Origin of the sequence: Trichocoleus sp. FACHB-46, from assembly GCF_014695385.1 — a bacterium.
In the GTDB taxonomy this organism is placed as follows: Bacteria; Cyanobacteriota; Cyanobacteriia; order FACHB-46; family FACHB-46; genus Trichocoleus.
This window is the reverse complement of the sequence record NZ_JACJOD010000006.1, coordinates 761757-778243: the sequence shown is the minus strand read 5'-3', so window position 1 is coordinate 778243 and position 16487 is coordinate 761757. Positions and strand designations below refer to the sequence as shown.

Here is a 16487-nt window from a genome sequence, read left to right as displayed (position 1 = left end):
GCGATCGCGCCCTCAATTTATAAAAACTCCCCAGATACCGAGCAGGATTGGTAATCTAGAGCTTACTGGATCATGATTATTTAAGAACCTCGCTCAGTATTGCTATGACTAGCCCCTTCCTCGCGCGTCTTCACAGTCCCGATCGCCCTGTTCTTGTGTTTGATGGGGCAATGGGTACCTCGCTGCAAACCCAGAACCTAACTGCTGAAGACTTTGGTGGCCCGGAGTACGAAGGGTGTAACGAGTATCTAATCCATACCAAGCCAGAAGCCGTCGCCAAAGTGCATCGCGACTTCCTGATTGCGGGAGCCGATGTAATTGAAACTGATACATTTGGCGCTAGCTCGTTTGTCTTGGCTGAGTACGACTTGGCGGACAAGGCTTATTACCTCAACAAAGCTGCGGCTGAGCTGGCAAAAAGTGTAGCGGCTGAGTTTTCCACCCCCGAAAAACCCCGATTTGTGGCGGGTTCAATGGGGCCAGGGACCAAACTGCCGACGCTGGGCAACATCGACTACGATACTCTAAAAGCCGCTTTTGCCGAACAAGCGGAAGGCTTGTTTGATGGTGGGGTGGATTTGTTCATTATCGAAACCTGCCAAGACGTGCTGCAAATTAAGGCAGCCCTGAATGCGGTAGAGTCGGTGTTCCAGAAGAAGGGAGATCGCCGCGCGTTGATGGTATCGGTGACGATGGAAGTCCAGGGCACGATGCTGGTTGGTTCTGATATTAGTGCCGTATTGTCGATCCTGGAGCCATACCCGATCGATATTCTGGGCCTCAACTGCGCCACTGGCCCTGATCGCATGGCCGAACACATCAAGTATTTGTGTGAATATTCACCGTTTGTGGTCTCCTGTATCCCCAACGCAGGTCTGCCCGAAAACATTGGCGGTCACGCTCACTACAAGCTAACCCCAATGGAACTGCGGATGTCGCTGCTGCGGTTTATCGAAGATTGGGGTGTGCAGGTGATTGGTGGTTGTTGCGGGACTCGGCCTGACCATATTCAGCAGTTGGCCGAGGTCGCTCAAACTCTCACGCCTAAGACTCGCGAGGTGCGGCCCTCCACTGAGGCTACGGGTCGGGCACCGATCCATTACGTGCCTTCAGCGTCCTCGATTTACAGCGCTCAACCCTATGAGCAAGACAATTCTTTCTTGATTGTCGGAGAACGCCTCAACGCCAGCGGTTCTAAGAAGTGCCGCGACTTGCTCAATGCCGAAGATTGGGATGGGTTGGTGTCGCTAGCCAAAGCTCAGGTGCGGGAAGGTGCTCATATCCTCGATGTCAACGTCGATTATGTGGGACGCGACGGCGTGCGGGATATGCGGGAACTGGTGTCGCGCCTCGTAACCAACGTGACGCTGCCGCTGATGCTCGACTCTACTGAGTGGGAAAAGATGGAGGCAGGGCTGAAAGTCGCGGGCGGGAAGTGCTTGCTGAACTCCACCAACTATGAAGACGGTGAAGATCGATTCTACAAAGTGCTGGAACTGGCGAAGGAATATGGGGCGGGTGTGGTTGTCGGCACCATCGATGAAGAGGGGATGGCCCGCACCGCCGAGAGAAAATTTGCGATCGCCCAGCGTGCCTACCGAGCCGCTGTGGAATACGGCATTCCTGCTCACGAGATCTTCTTTGACCCCCTCGCCTTGCCGATTTCAACCGGGATTGAGGAAGATCGAGCCAACGGCAAAGCCACGATTGAAGCAATTCGCCGGATTCGGGCTGAGTTGCCTGGTTGCCACATGATCTTGGGTGTCTCCAATGTCTCCTTTGGCCTCAATCCTGCGGCCCGCGTTGTGCTGAACTCCATGTTCTTGCATGAGGCGATGGAGGCAGGCATGGATGCGGCGATCGTGAGCCCCAACAAGATTCTGCCATTGGCGAAGATCGAGCCAGAACACCAAGAAGTGTGCCGCAAGCTGATTTATGATGAGCGGCAATTTGAAGGAGATGTCTGTGTTTATGATCCACTAGGCGAACTCACTACGCTGTTTGAAGGTAAGACCACCAAACGCGATCGCTCGGAAGATGACAAACTCCCAGTCGAAGAACGCTTGAAGCGCCACATCATCGACGGTGAAAGAATCGGCTTAGAAGAACAACTCACCAAAGCACTGGAGAAGTATCCCCCCTTAGAGATCGTCAACACATTCTTGCTTGATGGCATGAAAGTCGTCGGGGAACTGTTTGGCTCTGGGCAAATGCAGCTTCCCTTCGTGTTGCAGTCAGCAGAAACTATGAAAGCCGCAGTTGCCCATTTAGAACCCTTTATGGAGAAGGAAGAATCTGGGCAGGCCAAAGGAACGGTGGTGATCGCCACAGTAAAAGGAGATGTGCATGATATTGGCAAGAACTTGGTAGATATTATCCTCACCAACAACGGCTACAAAGTCGTTAACATCGGTATTAAGCAACCTGTAGACAACATCATTGAAGCCTACGAGAAACATCAGGCTGACTGTATCGCCATGAGCGGTCTACTGGTGAAGTCTACTGCGTTCATGAAAGAGAACTTGGAGATATTTAACGAGCGAGGAATTACGGTTCCAGTGATTCTTGGTGGCGCAGCACTCACCCCGAAGTTTGTGAATGAAGATTGCCGTCGCGCTTACAAAGGCCAGGTAATCTACGGCAAAGATGCTTTCTCCGATCTACATTTCATGGACAAACTCATGCCTGCCAAACATGCAGGTGAATGGGACGATCGCGTGGGATTTTTAGGTGAGGGGAGAGAAGAGAAGAGAGAGGAGTTGGAACAAGAATTCAGCTCTCAAGGAGATAACGCGATCGCCAGTAATGAATCTGGATCACTCCTCACCCCTGACTCCTCACCCCTCACCGAAAACACCCAGCGCTCAGAAGCGATCGCGATCGATATCCCTCGACCCACCCCTCCTTTCTGGGGCACCCAAGTTTTGCAATCTGAAGATATCCCTGTAGAGGAGTTATTTGGATATCTCGATCTGCAAGCACTGATCGCGGGACAGTGGCAGTTCCGTAAGCCCAGAGAGCAATCGCGGGAAGAGTATGATGCCTTCTTACAAGAGAAGGTATATCCAGTTCTGGAGCAGTGGAAACAGAAGATTGTTGGGGAGAAGCTGTTACATCCTCAAGCAATCTACGGATATTTCCCTTGTCAGGCAGAAGGAAATTCTCTTTATCTCTATAATCCTGCTGTAGCCACGAATGGTTCATCTTTGGGAGATCCGATCGCGACTTTCAAATTCCCTCGTCAGCGATCGCTTCGTCGCTTCTGTATTGCTGACTTCTTTGCTCCCAAGGAGTTAGGCCAGATTGATGTGTTCCCCATGCAAGCGGTGACAATGGGCGAGATTGCCACGGAATACGCCAAAAAACTGTTTGAGGCCCATAACTACACCGACTACCTATACTTCCACGGGTTAGCGGTGCAGATGGCGGAAGCTCTGGCCGAGTGGCTTCATGCCCGGATTCGTCGCGAACTGGGGTTTGGCAATGAAGACCCGGAGAGCATTCGGGATATCTTGGCGCAGCGCTATCGCGGTTCTCGGTACAGCTTCGGCTACCCCGCCTGCCCCAACATGCAAGACCAATACAAATTGCTGGACTTGTTAGGCAGCGATCGCATCCACTTACACATGGACGAAAGCGAACAACTCTACCCAGAGCAATCCACCACGGCCATGATTGCCTATCACCCAGAAGCAAAATACTTTAGCGCTTAAACTCAGCGTCTAGGTCGGCACCAGCAAACGCGATCGCAAAGCTTTTTATCTTCTATCAGCCGCTTTAGCGATCGCGATTATCATCCAGGAAAAGGCACTGGATGAAAACCATGAAACTTGAAAGTTCTGCGTTTGAGGCTGACAGTTTAATTCCATCTCAGTACACCTGCGATGGGGCCAATATTTCGCCACCTTTAAGTTGGGACGCACCCCCAGCCGAAACGGAAAGCTTGGCGCTGATTGTAGATGACCCGGATGCCCCGGTCGGCATTTTTGTACATTGGGTGGTTTACGACTTGCCGCCGGAAACGCTCCACCTACCTGAAGGCATCGCTCCCCAAGCCACGCTCCTAAAAGGCGGCACCCACGGTAAAAATGACTTTGGCAATCTAGGGTACGGTGGTCCTTGTCCTCCCAATGGCACCCACCACTATGTCTTCAAACTCTACGCACTCGATCGCACCTTATCTTTGCAATCAGGTGCGACCAAAGCGCAATTGGAAGCAGCAATGAACGGACATATCTTAGCGGCAGCAGAATTAGTGGGTCGCTACGCTAAACGCCGCTGAAATCCTGAAGTTACTGTTTAGGACGTTCTCCGTTTTTACCAATCTTGGTGTCTTGCCAAGCACTGCCAATCCCCTGCAAAATGCCGCGCCCGATTAACCCAATGCCTCGCCCCAGCACTTCAGTTAGGACATAAACGAAGCCACTGCCCAAAAACGCGATCGCTGAGCGAAACCGAGGTGCGATCGCATCCCGAGTTTCTAATACCAAAGTAACGGCGAGTTGCAGCCCCGCTAATTCTCTCAGTTCTTGGTTACGAGGAGAATAAATTGAGGTTTTGGCAATGCCTCGACTATCTAAAACCAATAATTCATATTGACTTTCAAAAATCGCTTTGGGCTCACCTACATAACGTTCAAGCCGATATTTCCAAGACAAACTGTTTCTAAATCGCTCAATTTCACGAGTAGAAATGAGACGGCGATCGTAAAAGGTTTGCTTAATCACTTCCACATCGGCAAAGTGATTAAGTAGAGGTTGGATAACAGCGTTGGCCACTTGCAGCAGTAGGTTTTGCAATAAACATTCTGCTCGCTCGATCGCCTCTGGGGTATGAGCAGCATAAGGTACATTGTCTACAACGAGGGGGATTTGAAATAAGAGGTAAGCAAACAGATCCCAGCTAAGGGGAGTTTTATTGAGAATTTCGCTCTCTACAGTTGGGGTATCTTGCAGCAAAACTTTCACGACTTCTAAGTTCATCGCTCCCAACTGCAACGTATAGTATTTACCAAAAAAATCTGTGGTAGTTGCGACCCACAAATCCCGAATCACAGCAGGTTGTTTTTCCAAAAACTGAGCGGGTTGAACTTGCGCAAATCGCAACTCATCCAGCGTTTCTTCTAATTTACGCAAAATAATGTAGAGCAGTTCTCGCTTTTTTTCTTCGCGCAGAATATCAATTTCCAGAGGCGTGTTGGTGAGATTTTGCAGGGGAGATTGCAACTTACTCACTGTCCGGTCAAATAGGCGAGATTGTAAAGGCCGCGCTGCTAGCTCTGGCGAAGTTATAGGGACGCTAGCCACCAGTTCTGAGCCTGTAGATATGCGCAAGCTAGGCTCGGAAGCTGAGATGCGGCGATCGCTCTCTTCCCATGCACTCTCTTCCCAGCCGCTTTCCTCCCATCGACTGATGTCTGAAAGGGTGGACGAGCGATCGCGCAGTGCTTCTGCATCAGGCTCAGGCGGAGCTAACAATTGATTCACCACCCAGCGAGCTGCCCGCAGTTCTCGCCACCGACCCGCCAACACAGCGCGATCGAGGACTGGCAACCCTGGTTGTCGTAGTTGAGCCGTAATCGCTGCTAAAGCAGCATCAATTTGCTGTAAGCCTGAGAGTCGTTGCTTTTGCCACAAGGCAAGCAATGGATGGCGCTGGGAGACGACAAGAGGGCGATCGCTGACTGGCAAAGCTGCACCTACCTGAGTCGATGGAGCGATCGTCCGAGGAGCGTTTGCAGACCAATAACTTTGCCCCGTAGCCACCTGCCGAATGGCAGTTAATAGCTCTGTAGCTCTGGTGCCTTTGGCGCAATATCCCTCCGCTCCTGCTTGACGGGCAGCCGCGATCGCTTCTGGAAGTGGGGATGCACTCAAGAGCAAAATCGGAATTTGGGGATATTGCCGCTTCAGTAACTGACACAGTTGTAGCCCCACCGCCTGATCCCGGCTTGTCCAGGTTGAAACTGCCCTGCCCAAATCTAAATTCAGAATGATCAGCGTTGCGGGAGAAGCTGCCAAAATCTGTAACGCAGCGGCTTCTGTCTCGGCTTCCCCAACGACTTGCATGTCAGGAAACTGCTCCAGCCAAGTTCGCAATCCTAGCCGGAATACCAAGTCATCATCAATTAATAGCAGCTTTACTAGCGGTTCTGTCATTGCGCTTCGAGTGCCCAATGTTCCATAACTGGCAATCAAGTTTCCCTGAGCCTAGCAATGATTCAGGTTGCTAACTGCTTCAAGTTGCAGCTCAGGTCGAATCCAAGATTGACGCTAGCATACTTAAGCCTTCTGAATTCGCTTAATTACCTAGCTTTATTCACTGGGCGCTGAGTCCGTTGGCGGTTCTGGCTCTCCTGAATAAGTTGGTTCTGCTGCCCCTGAGGGATCAGCCTCAGGCTCAGGGTCATCGGTCGCTGGAGCCTCTGCAGGCGTTTCTGCAGGCGTTTCTGCGGGGGCGGCTTGCTGGTCTTGGGCAGCTTGTCGAGCTTCGGCTTCACGGGCCGCTAAAATTGCATCCCGCTCGGCAGACCAATTCGCGATCGCGCCTTGAGCTTCTCCATAGAGCGCTCGGCCATAACTAATTTGGGCTGCTACATTAATGGCTTGACTCAAGTTCCCTTGGCTCGCCAAACCATATGCTTCGTTTAGAATAGGGCGATCTTCTGCAATTTGAATTTGTGCCGCCCAATCATAAATCGCGTCCTGAGCCTCCTGATACAAAGCCCGACCTGAGCGAATTTGTCCTGCCACTTCAATCGCTTTGCCTAAGTTACCTTGATTCGCCAAGGTCCGAGCTTGGTCTAAGAATGGTTGGTCTTCGACTACCTGGATCTGGCGCTTCCAAGTCGCGATCGCGGTTTGGGCATCAATTCGGAGAGCCCGACCCTGAGCAATTTGACTAGCCGCCGCGATCGCCTGCCGTAAGCTGCTCACCGTCCCCACCTTGGCTAACTGTTGAGCCTGCGCTAGATAAGGCCGATCTTCCACCCGTTGAATTTCTTTTTGCCAGTGAGCAATCCAGGTCTGCGCTTGCAGTCGCTGAGGACGACCTGGCACAACCAACTTCGCTTGGTCAATCGCTAAGCGTAAAGCCGGAACTTGTCCCAAGTTGGCTAAGGTATGGGCAAATTGCAAATTGACTAAGTCTTGGCGCTGCATTTCCCAACGCTCTCTCTGGGCTTGCGCCGTTTTATATAAAGGTCGGCCTGGCTCGATTTGGCGTAAGACTTCTAGCGCTGTGACTAAGCTCCAGAGCTGTTCATGTAAAGGTTTGCCTGGAACTTTGCCGAGCGCCGCCGCTTGGTAAGCCCGACTTAAGCGAATCAGGTCTTGAGCTTCAGCCAGGACCGAAACCCCAGGAGGCACTTTCTCAGCGATCGCGATCGCAGACTCCCACTGTTGTTGTTTCAGTTGAGCCGCCGCTAATTTCAGTAAATCCTTGCTCCAGGTGACTTTTTTCGTCTCTGCAATGGTTTTGGCATGAGTTTTAGGCGTGATCTTCGGCAATAAAGCGATCGCCGCTGATAAATCTTCTGGCGTATTGGCTTGGGCCAAGTTCTCAGCCCGTTGCAATTGCTGCCACGCCAACCGCTCTACCGCAATTTGCTGCCGGAGGGCTGTCACCCGTTGCCGCCAATGCTCGTTGGTTAGCCCTGCCAATGCTTGAGATTGCTTCCAAGCTTCTTGCCATTTCTGAGCTTTGATCGCGGCTTGTGCTTGGCCATAAATCTTTTCGCCTTGGTTCCAATCTTGCTGCCAAGCGGAGATCTCTGCTTGTGCGTCCTGATAGAGAGGACTGCTGGGTGGAATTTTTTGGGCGATCTCTACAGCAGCTTCCAACTGATTCTGCCCAATCTTTTGATTGGCGATCGCTAACAGCCCGCGCGACCACTCAGCTAAAGAACTTTGAGCACTGCTATACAAGGGATGCTCAGTAGACCAATGTTTCACCAACTCCACGCTGGCAATCAGTTGCTTGAGTTCACCGGACTGAGCTGCTTGTTGGGCACAGTACAGCCGTTCTGCATCAGCGGCTAAAGGTGAGATTTGCTGGCAATTGGGCGGTGGTGGCAGCATGGTCAGCCAAACCAACGCCATTGCTCCAGTACCGCCACAGACCAGCACCACGCTCAGCCAAACTAATGACCAGCTCCAGCCACGCTTACGGCGCGGTTCTAGCAATGGTGAATCTGTAGGTATGGCCTCTGGCCCCTGAGGATCAGCTAGATTAGCGGCTGGCTGAACGGCCTCATCCTTGGTTACCTTTTGGGTGCCATTGGGTCTATCGGCAAAAGTAGCCGACTGAGCGATCGCTTCCCGTTCAGCATTGTTTGAGACTGTGCCATTCCCTGGCTCCTCAGTTGGCTCAGCCAAAATTTCTGCCAACTCAGTTTTTGGCGGTGGGTTAGATTGTCGCCCCAGTTGCCAAGGTCGAAACTGGTTCCCAGCATGAATACGAAATCGGTAGAATTGTCTTCTCGCCATAATTGCGGCTGTTGCGATTACCTAGAGAAACCCATATGGCACCCATCGACCTCTCCCCAAATTTAAAGGAGTTGTGTCTGTCAGAAAGACTTGCAGCCCTACTCACAGGTACAGCTTAGTTAGCCCGACCGAAATTGGAGAGTTAACGTTTGCAAAGTAAACATTAACGATTGCTAGAGGTGCAATTGGTGCCTGGGGCGAGGATAGAGTGCTGGTGAGGAGCGGAGAATGACGGTCAAGACTGGCCTAATCCAATACCCTAGTTGTATAGCAGGTATCCGGATCATTGCAGTCAAAACTCTAACAAGCCATAGAAATATTACGATACACGAACTTTAGCGCTTTCCTGCCCTGAAGGTGAGCGAGCTGTAGGAAGGTCATCCAACAGGCTTTATCAACTCTAACTTTAAGCACTGCAAACTCACAGTGACCAAAATCGAATCATTAATTTATCTATAGCCATCCGAGTAGGTTGTGAGAGGCGCACTGATTACTCAACAGTGGCTAAGACAAACTTAGCTAGGACGATCCAGCTTCCTGCCGTGGTAGGGTCACAGTTGTGGCTGAGCGATCGCCAACTACTCTGTTGAAACCTTCGGAACTAAGCGCTTGAGTGATCCCTAAATAAAACATAGCGATCGCATAGCTACTCGGAAATGAAGCCAAACCTACCAAAGTGTAGTGACTCATCCAGCAATAAAATGACTTCGATTGGACGAAGGGCTGAATTGCAGCACTTCTAAAAGATTGCTAGGCTTACGACGCTTGCGTTGCTGCCACTTCAGCGCCCCGGTAGCCAAAAAAGTCAATCCGATAATCGGTGATTTTGACTCCGACTTGCGCTTCAATCTGCCGAATAATGTCTTCCGGCAATTCAATATGAATATCTAAAATCTGGTTCGTGTCAAGGCAATTTACATGGCTGTGAGAATCGCTGATATTGCCGTAGAGACGGCCGTCCGATCGCTCAATACATTCAATAATGCCTTGCGCGGAGAGAGCTTCTAGATTTTGGTACACCGAGGTATGGCCGATCGCCTTACCCTGACGATTCAGGCGGTCATAAATTTCTCTGGCTGACAAGTGCTCATGAGCTTGCCACAGCAACTCCAAAATGAACCGACGCTGACGACTCAGACGCATCCCCAAAACCTGGCAACGGTTTAAGGCATCGTCTAGGGAGCGGATGGGTTTCGAGACTGTCACTTCATTTTGCATACTTAATGCCCTTAACCTATCTGATGCTCACTCAGCTATCCCTCGTTGAGCTTACTCACGACCTCAAGTACTCAATGTGCAATCGCTGTCAAGAGGCGGAGTAATTCTATTCGAATCTAACACCCCAAATCAAAATTGGCGATCGCGATCGTCAAATCTGTGAGCCAAGGGATGGGTGAATAGCCAGTACTGAGATTGGCTTACTATTTTCCTTCTCTATTATAAGTTAAATCTGAGCTAACACAAACTCACTACAACTTTACTTTAGCCAGGGGTACTGTAGCCACAGGCCGCCGCACTCGCGTTGCTGTATACTTCACCACTGGCGCAGAAGCCGGAGGCAGTTGAGCTTGGGTGATTCGATGGGCCTTTTCTAAAGATTGTAGACTTTGAAGCACAGCGTTACGAACTACGGGTTCTGACTCTTGGGTCAGCAGCAACCGAAGATAATCCACCACTGAGCGCCGCTGACCACGATCGGCAGTTGGAACAGTCACGGCTTGAGTGAGCTGATGGACGGCAATCAGGCGCTTTAAGGCATCCGCATGCGTTAAATCGCGCACGAGTTGATCAAAACGGGCGGTCGGCTGTTCATCCTGATGCTCCAAAAGATGCCCAATGAATAGGACGAGCACAGCTAATGTGCCAAAACCCTGAAGAATAGCTCCTGTAGCGCTCCAAAAGCTCTCAGCCTCACTCCAAATTACCAGGGAAATATAGGTACTGAGGGCTGCGATCGCTCCACTGGCTACTGCTAAGCCAAAGCGCTGCTTAGTTCCTTTTAAGTGGCGGCGCAAGTCTGCCCAAGGGATCTGCCAGGTTCCTGCCTGCAATGAATGAGTCAGCAACAGAATCAGAATACCGATCCCCAGAGCAAACAGTAGCTTCCAGTGCCAAATTAGCAGCACTGTCATGACTGCCATGCCCCAGAACCAAGTTCTAGACCCTTGATCTCCAGAACTTAGCCAGAACAGTTGCTTCAATGCTGCAACTGGAAACTCTGGCAGAGATGCCTGCACTTCGTTGATGAGTTGCCGCCGCCGAGATGAAGCCTGTGCCACGTTCCCTACCTATCTACCCGCCATACGCAAAATTGAAGCATGAAGTTTGATCAATCCACGATTGAGGCATTCAAACTTCAAATTAAATCAAAAATTCAGATCTATTGTGATCCTAATTTTTACTACTAGGATACTCAATTTGCTACTGGAATGCCTGAGCCTTAATAGTAAGTGAAACACCCAATTTAATTTGTAGGCTGCTGAACTGCGATCGCCTCCATTACAGAGGACTCCTTAGCATCTTGAGCCTCTGCCCCTTGAGCGGGTAACGCTGGGCAATCATTAGGCGCAAGGCGCAGGTAGCGGATGCATTCTTCGGTCGTCAATTGTCGTAAGGTGCGATCGCGGGCCAACTTGAGCAGAACCTCCCAAGTCGCAGCCCAAAGACGCACTTTGCCATCGTCACCCAGAGTGGCGATGTATTGACCATCAGGGCTAAAGAAAGCTCGGCGTACCCGATTCGATTCATGGCTAGGGCTAGAAGGCCGCAATTGCGCTTGTTCGGTACCTGTTTGGGCATCCCAGAGACGAGCTGTACCATCTGCGCTAGCCGTCACCAGCGATCGCCCATTTGGACTAAACTCAGCATCCAGCACAGGCCCCCGATGACCAGCCAAGACCACCCGCAACCCCCCGGTCGTTGGGTCAAATACTCTAGCGGCACCATCCCAGCTTGCAGTTACCACAAGTTGACTGTCTGGGCTAAAAAAGGCGCTGCTCACGACATCCTGATGCGCTAGTAAGCGGACTAACTTCCCGGATGCCACATCCCAAATCCGAGCGGTTCGATCCCAACTGGCTGTGATCACCTGCTGATTGTTGGGGCTAAAGTGTGCCTGCTCAATTGTGGCATGATGCCCGTGCAAACTCTGTAACGGTTGCCCTGAAGCTACATGCCAAAGCCGTACCGTCAAGTCGTCTCCTAGCCCTAGTAGTTTCTGGCCATCCGGGCTAAAACTCAGTTGGCGGACAACAACCGGCGTAGCGATCGCGGGCTTGGTCACCGCTTTCGCCTTAACGTCGCGTATATTTTGCAATCGTCGCAACAATTTCGGCTTCTGCTCATCCTGTAGTTGCAAAATCTCCATCGAGCCATCAGTCTTGGCGACTGCTAGCGTTGCACCATCTGGACTCAGGGCAACACCACTGAGATTGCCACTGGATGAGTGGCTCAACATAGCCTCAACTGACTGTAGATCGACCTCAGTTGCTTGTTGAGTGATTGACACCCCAAACCGCCCACCAGCCTTTGATTGAGAAAAGTTCTCCGTGACTGGGTTCCCAGAGAGATGCCAAGCTTGCAGATTGCCAGCGGCAGTAGCAGTCACCATGCGGCTCAGTAGATTGGAAGCGACCGATGCAGGACTGGAAGCCGTACTATCCGAGGGAGACGAGGAATTGGCTGAAAAAGCCGCTTTTGTGAAGCGAGAATTTAAGCGTGAAGGCAGGGATAGCAGTACTTCTAACCCCTTTGGGGCTGATTGAGCCGTCAAAGCGCTGTTTTTGAGCGATCGCGACCCAGTAGGTTGCAAAAACGTAGCCCATTGAATCGGCGCTTTTGCCATAGCCAAGGTTGGGAGTTCACCACCGGGTTGCGTGGCCCACAAGCGCACCACGCTATCATCGCTCGCAGTCGCAATATAGGCACCGTCGGGGCTAAACTGAGCCGCCTCGATCGCGCCTTGATGCCCCCGTAACACACTCACTTCGCGTCCGGTATAGACCTCCCATAGGTGAGCAGTATAGGCTGTGCTGCGATCGCCGACCTGATTGCGGGTGGTCGTGAGGATGTAATCTCCATCAGGACTAAAGGCAATGGGTTCTGGTCCTGCGTAGCGAATCATGGTGGGTAAATCTCTGGGAGTGCTCAATTGCGTCCACAATTGTCCAGAGCGCAGACTCCACAGTCGGACTCGCTGGCTGGGATCAGCCGTAGCAATCAACTTCTCGTCTGGACTGAAAATCACCTGAATGATAGGAGCCGACTTAGTTTGATGGGGCAATTTGGAGCGGTGATATAGCAAGCGATCGCTTTGACCTGTAGCCCCCGAAGTCGGGTTAACCAAAGGCTTTCCTAGCGATGGATTTTCGTGATCTAAGCTTCGTGTAGTTTCACCTGCATGAGAGAAAAGCTGTTGAAGTTTTCCAGTTTGGGCATTCCACAGGCGAGCTTGACCATCATCACAGGCAGTGGCAATCCATTGACCACTGCGACTAAAGGTAGCTTGGTTTACAGATCCTGGATGCTGTAACACCTGCTGAATCCGCCCAGTTGCAACTTGCCAGATTCGAGCTTTACCATCGGTACTGGCCGTCAAGAGCGATCGCCCATTCAGACTAAACTGGATGCTGTTAATCGGGCCTTGATGGCTTGCTTGGGCTTGTAGTTGCCCAGTTTTTAGTTGCCAAATTCGCACCGTGTGATCAGCGCTCGCTGCCGCAAACCATTGCCCTTGAGGGCTAAAGGCAATTTGGACTGCTTCTCCCGTAAAGCCCGCTAGCTGAAAAACCGGAGCCCCAGACTCAACAGCCCAAATCTTGACTTGTCGAGTTCCCTTAGCGATCGCTGCTAATTGTTTGCCATCTGGACTAAAAGCGAGCGCTGTAATCGCTGACGGGGGAGAAGCTGGTGCAGCTTCAGTCTGCTTAGCTTGTTTGGAACGAGCAGGAGTTGGGGCATCCCATTGCAGCACTCGTTCGGTGGTTTGAGATTGCAAGGACCAAATGCGAATTGTTCCGTCTGCGCCTGCCGTGGCAAGTCGGTTTTGGCTAGGGCTAAAGGCAACTTGATGCACAGCACCTTGATGGCCTCTTAGTTCAACCTGCAATTGCAGTTTTTGCAAAGCTGCTCTTAAGCTTGCTTCCGCCTCATAGGTGGGTTTTCCTGCTTCCGCAGCTAAGCGGCTAATCAGCAGTGCCGTAGTCGGATCTCCGCCTGATTCTTGCAAAACAGTTTGGGCGATCGCGGCTCGCTGCCGCGATGTTGCCACCTGGATTTGGTAGTCTTTCTCCGCTTGATTACTCACAGCAGTGCGGTATTGGTTAAACGAAACCGTTAACGCTACCAACAATGCACAGGGAACGGCAATTTGCAGCACCCTGGACTCCTTGTGGGCCTTGCGGCTCTCCTCTTGGCTGACTGCTACATACTGCTGAGCCAAAGCTGAAAGCTCATCTGGATAATTCTGTAAAAAGTCTTCCGCATCAACTAAACGACCGCCTCGAAGGAGATATTCTGCTTCTAGAGGTTGTTCAGCACGTTGCCATTCTCGTGTTGCCTGTTCAATGCGTCGCTGTCGCCGCAGCATTTCGCGGTTTTCGTCGAGCCAGCTCCGCAACAAAGACCAATTACGAATCAACGCCTCGTGAGCCACATCGACCGTCTCATAATAGAGAGCGGGGAGCAAGCTACCGGGTGATGACCAAGCGTTAGCTGAGGTCAAATCCAGATCCAAAGGTAAATTCGTTCTCCCAGTTCCTAAGCCATAGGATGACTTGATAGAACTAGCCGACGTGCTTGAGTTCCAAGTCCAAACCGAACCAGACAAGTCTTGATTCGCTTGGGCAAAGTGTAGAGCAGTCGAGATAGGTGGCTGAAGCGTCGTTACGGGTGTGTCAGTTTCATCAGCGCGAGAGCTACTAGCAGGGACTTGATTCGTCACGACCAGCTTGGCAACTACTAACTTCTCTAAAACCTTTTCCACTAAAGCAGCTGGAAAGCGGCGACTGACCAATTCTGCTTTTAGAATGCGGCGGCGGGTATCTTCTGTGCCTTCTCCCAATTGCGTGAGAGCCAGAAAAATCCGCTGAGCTACCCGCTGCTCTTCCGAAGCCAAACTGTAGAAGATTTCTGTCGCTCGCTTTTGTAAGGTGCCTCGCACGCCCCCTAACTCGGTGTAGGCGTTCAGGGTCAAGCGAGGTGGCTCTCCGTTTTCGCTTTCCTGCCGCCGCTCCCAAAGTTCTAGCAGCGTATATTGAAGCAGCGGCAACTCCCCCGGCGCGCCTACCACATCCAGCAACATGGTGTAAATCAAGTTAGGTTCGCAAACTAGCCCTACTCTCTGGGCTGGACGCACAATCGTAGCCTTGATTTGCTCGTAGGTCAGTGGTGTGACGGTCACTAAATTTTGTTCAATCTTTTGAGCGAGTTGGTTGTAGAGCGAGCATTTGCCAAAAAAGTCGGCCCTTAAGCCGATCACAATGCTGAGGTAATGGCCCGCTTCCTGTAATGCCCCGACTAGACAGTTGAAAAATCGGTAACGTTCTTGTTCGGATTGCTGTCCCTGACAGAGGGTAAAGACTTCCTCAAATTGGTCAATCACCAGCACTAAGCGCGATCCCGCAGTGCTCTGCCCATCTGTGGTCTTTTGACTGGCGATCGCACTTGCTTGAGCTAATTGAGCTAAACCAGAACCACCATCTTTGAGAAATGCTTCAGCGCGGCGCAACTGTTCGGCCCGCTCTAGGCCTGTCGCTTGCGGATCGATAAATGCGTGAGCCAGGCTACGGAGCGGATGATCCCCAGGGGTAATCAGCTTAATTTGCCAGCGATCGCTACCTGAAAACTTATTGCCCTTGCGGAGTTCATGAATTAAGCCCGCTCGTAGCAAAGATGATTTACCACTACCTGATGCCCCCACTACGGCGACAAACTTGCCATGCCGTAGCTTGTCAATCAGTTGATCGGTTAAATCTTCCCGACCAAAGAAATACTCTGCATGGGATTCATCAAAAAATTCCAGTCCTCGGTAGGGGCAGATTGTTTGAGACTTGACACTCAGCACGGTTGAGGGGGGCTGGGTGCAACGAGTCAGAATAATTTCGCTACCAGAGTTTTCAAACAGAGGCTGTTGGACTTCTGTTTTTAGCGCACTACTCACCCAATGAGTTAGCGAATAATTGGTAACAACTCCGTTTTCATTGCTTTTAGGATCAAGGCCATTTAGGACAGCCTGTGTAAATACACTGTAGGCACTATTTAACGACTCATAGGCTGTTTCATATTCTCTCGAAGCTGCCATAAACAAGCGATCAGTACCCGCATGGGCACCGGGATCAGCTTCCATCATATTGAACAGTTCACCGCTGTGACAGCAGTCTAACCAAATGATGCGCTGGCGCACGGGGCTTTCTTGAAGTAGTCGCCGCAGCCAAAAGAGAGACAAACCGTAGAATCCTACGTCTGGTTGGGAATCACTTAAAGCTAAGTAACCTTCCTGAATCCCTGCATCTTTTTGTAGTCCATGTCCAGAAAAGTAAAACAGCGCCGTATGAGGGATATTGTTTCCTTTTGGCTTAAAGAGCCGAATCAAGGCTGCTTCTAGCTCTCGCAGGGTTACTTGAGTTTTGAGACCCACTCTGGTCTGTACTGTACCAGCCGCATTATCAGTCGCCACTATCTCTGGTAAGCGGGTAACTCGGAATTCACCATAGGTTTGCAATTGTTGAGCGATCGCCTCAGCATCTCGGGCTGGAGCATTAAGGCTGGGCAAGGATTGATACGCATTAATTCCAACAACTAAGGCATCCCGTGACATGATCTACTATTCCTGGCAACACCTTGATACAAAGGTAAGAAACTGGCTTAACTTCCCCAACTTAATGGGCAGTTTCTTAGCGAAATTGAAATATAAATTCGCAGGAAATCTGTAAATTTAATCTCGAGTTTTTAACTACTAGAACAAACTAAAAGCAACTAAAATTCAGTTGAATCTTTTTGCAA

At 51.0% G+C, this 16487-nt stretch carries 8 protein-coding genes; 2 read left to right on the top strand and 6 right to left on the bottom strand.

Features of this window, described 5'->3' with window-relative positions; all coding sequences use genetic code 11:
• The first annotated feature begins 104 nt into the window (after positions 1-104).
• Both metH and H6F72_RS03695 read left to right on the top strand, forming a co-directional pair.
• A complete protein-coding gene (metH, locus tag H6F72_RS03700; RefSeq protein ID WP_190431870.1) occupies positions 105-3713 on the top strand; it encodes a methionine synthase in 3609 nt (1202 codons plus the stop codon).
• A gap of 110 nt (positions 3714-3823) precedes the next feature.
• Complete coding sequence (locus H6F72_RS03695; RefSeq protein ID WP_190431869.1) at positions 3824-4282, top strand: YbhB/YbcL family Raf kinase inhibitor-like protein; 459 nt, start codon at positions 3824-3826, stop codon at positions 4280-4282.
• Positions 4283-4292: 10 nt separating this feature from the next.
• Here the strand turns inward: H6F72_RS03695 and H6F72_RS03690 are convergent, their stop codons facing one another.
• The 6 genes from H6F72_RS03690 to H6F72_RS03665 all read right to left on the bottom strand — a co-directional run bounded on the left by H6F72_RS03690 (position 4293) and on the right by H6F72_RS03665 (position 16302).
• Positions 4293-6158 (bottom strand): DUF3685 domain-containing protein, encoded by a 1866-nt coding sequence (locus H6F72_RS03690; RefSeq protein WP_190431867.1) that lies wholly within the window; start codon positions 6156-6158, stop codon positions 4293-4295.
• A gap of 156 nt (positions 6159-6314) precedes the next feature.
• Complete coding sequence (locus H6F72_RS03685) at positions 6315-8486, bottom strand: hypothetical protein (RefSeq protein WP_190431865.1); 2172 nt, start codon at positions 8484-8486, stop codon at positions 6315-6317.
• A gap of 519 nt (positions 8487-9005) precedes the next feature.
• Positions 9006-9176 (bottom strand): hypothetical protein, encoded by a 171-nt coding sequence (locus tag H6F72_RS03680; protein ID WP_190431863.1) that lies wholly within the window; start codon positions 9174-9176, stop codon positions 9006-9008.
• A gap of 66 nt (positions 9177-9242) precedes the next feature.
• On the bottom strand, positions 9243-9704 hold the full coding sequence (locus H6F72_RS03675; RefSeq protein ID WP_190431861.1) for a Fur family transcriptional regulator: 462 nt from the start codon (positions 9702-9704) through the stop codon (positions 9243-9245).
• A 251-nt stretch (positions 9705-9955) separates the two neighbouring features.
• Positions 9956-10765: a hypothetical protein gene (locus H6F72_RS03670; protein WP_190431859.1), complete on the bottom strand. Its 810-nt coding sequence runs from the start codon at positions 10763-10765 to the stop codon at positions 9956-9958.
• 185 nt (positions 10766-10950) lie between these two features.
• Positions 10951-16302: a caspase family protein gene (locus tag H6F72_RS03665; RefSeq protein WP_190431857.1), complete on the bottom strand. Its 5352-nt coding sequence runs from the start codon at positions 16300-16302 to the stop codon at positions 10951-10953.
• Between the last annotated feature and the right edge of the window lie 185 nt (positions 16303-16487).

Bases quoted from the DNA above. Each gene is read 5' to 3' on its own strand.
- metH (WP_190431870.1), top strand. From the start codon at position 105: ATGACTAGCCCCTTCCTCGCGCGTCTTCACAGTCCCGATCGCCCTGTT.
- H6F72_RS03695 (WP_190431869.1), top strand. From the start codon at position 3,824: ATGAAACTTGAAAGTTCTGCGTTTGAGGCTGACAGTTTAATTCCATCT.
- H6F72_RS03690 (WP_190431867.1), bottom strand. From the start codon at position 6,158: ATGACAGAACCGCTAGTAAAGCTGCTATTAATTGATGATGACTTGGTA.
- H6F72_RS03685 (WP_190431865.1), bottom strand. From the start codon at position 8,486: ATGGCGAGAAGACAATTCTACCGATTTCGTATTCATGCTGGGAACCAG.
- H6F72_RS03680 (WP_190431863.1), bottom strand. From the start codon at position 9,176: ATGAGTCACTACACTTTGGTAGGTTTGGCTTCATTTCCGAGTAGCTAT.
- H6F72_RS03675 (WP_190431861.1), bottom strand. From the start codon at position 9,704: ATGCAAAATGAAGTGACAGTCTCGAAACCCATCCGCTCCCTAGACGAT.
- H6F72_RS03665 (WP_190431857.1), bottom strand. From the start codon at position 16,302: ATGTCACGGGATGCCTTAGTTGTTGGAATTAATGCGTATCAATCCTTG.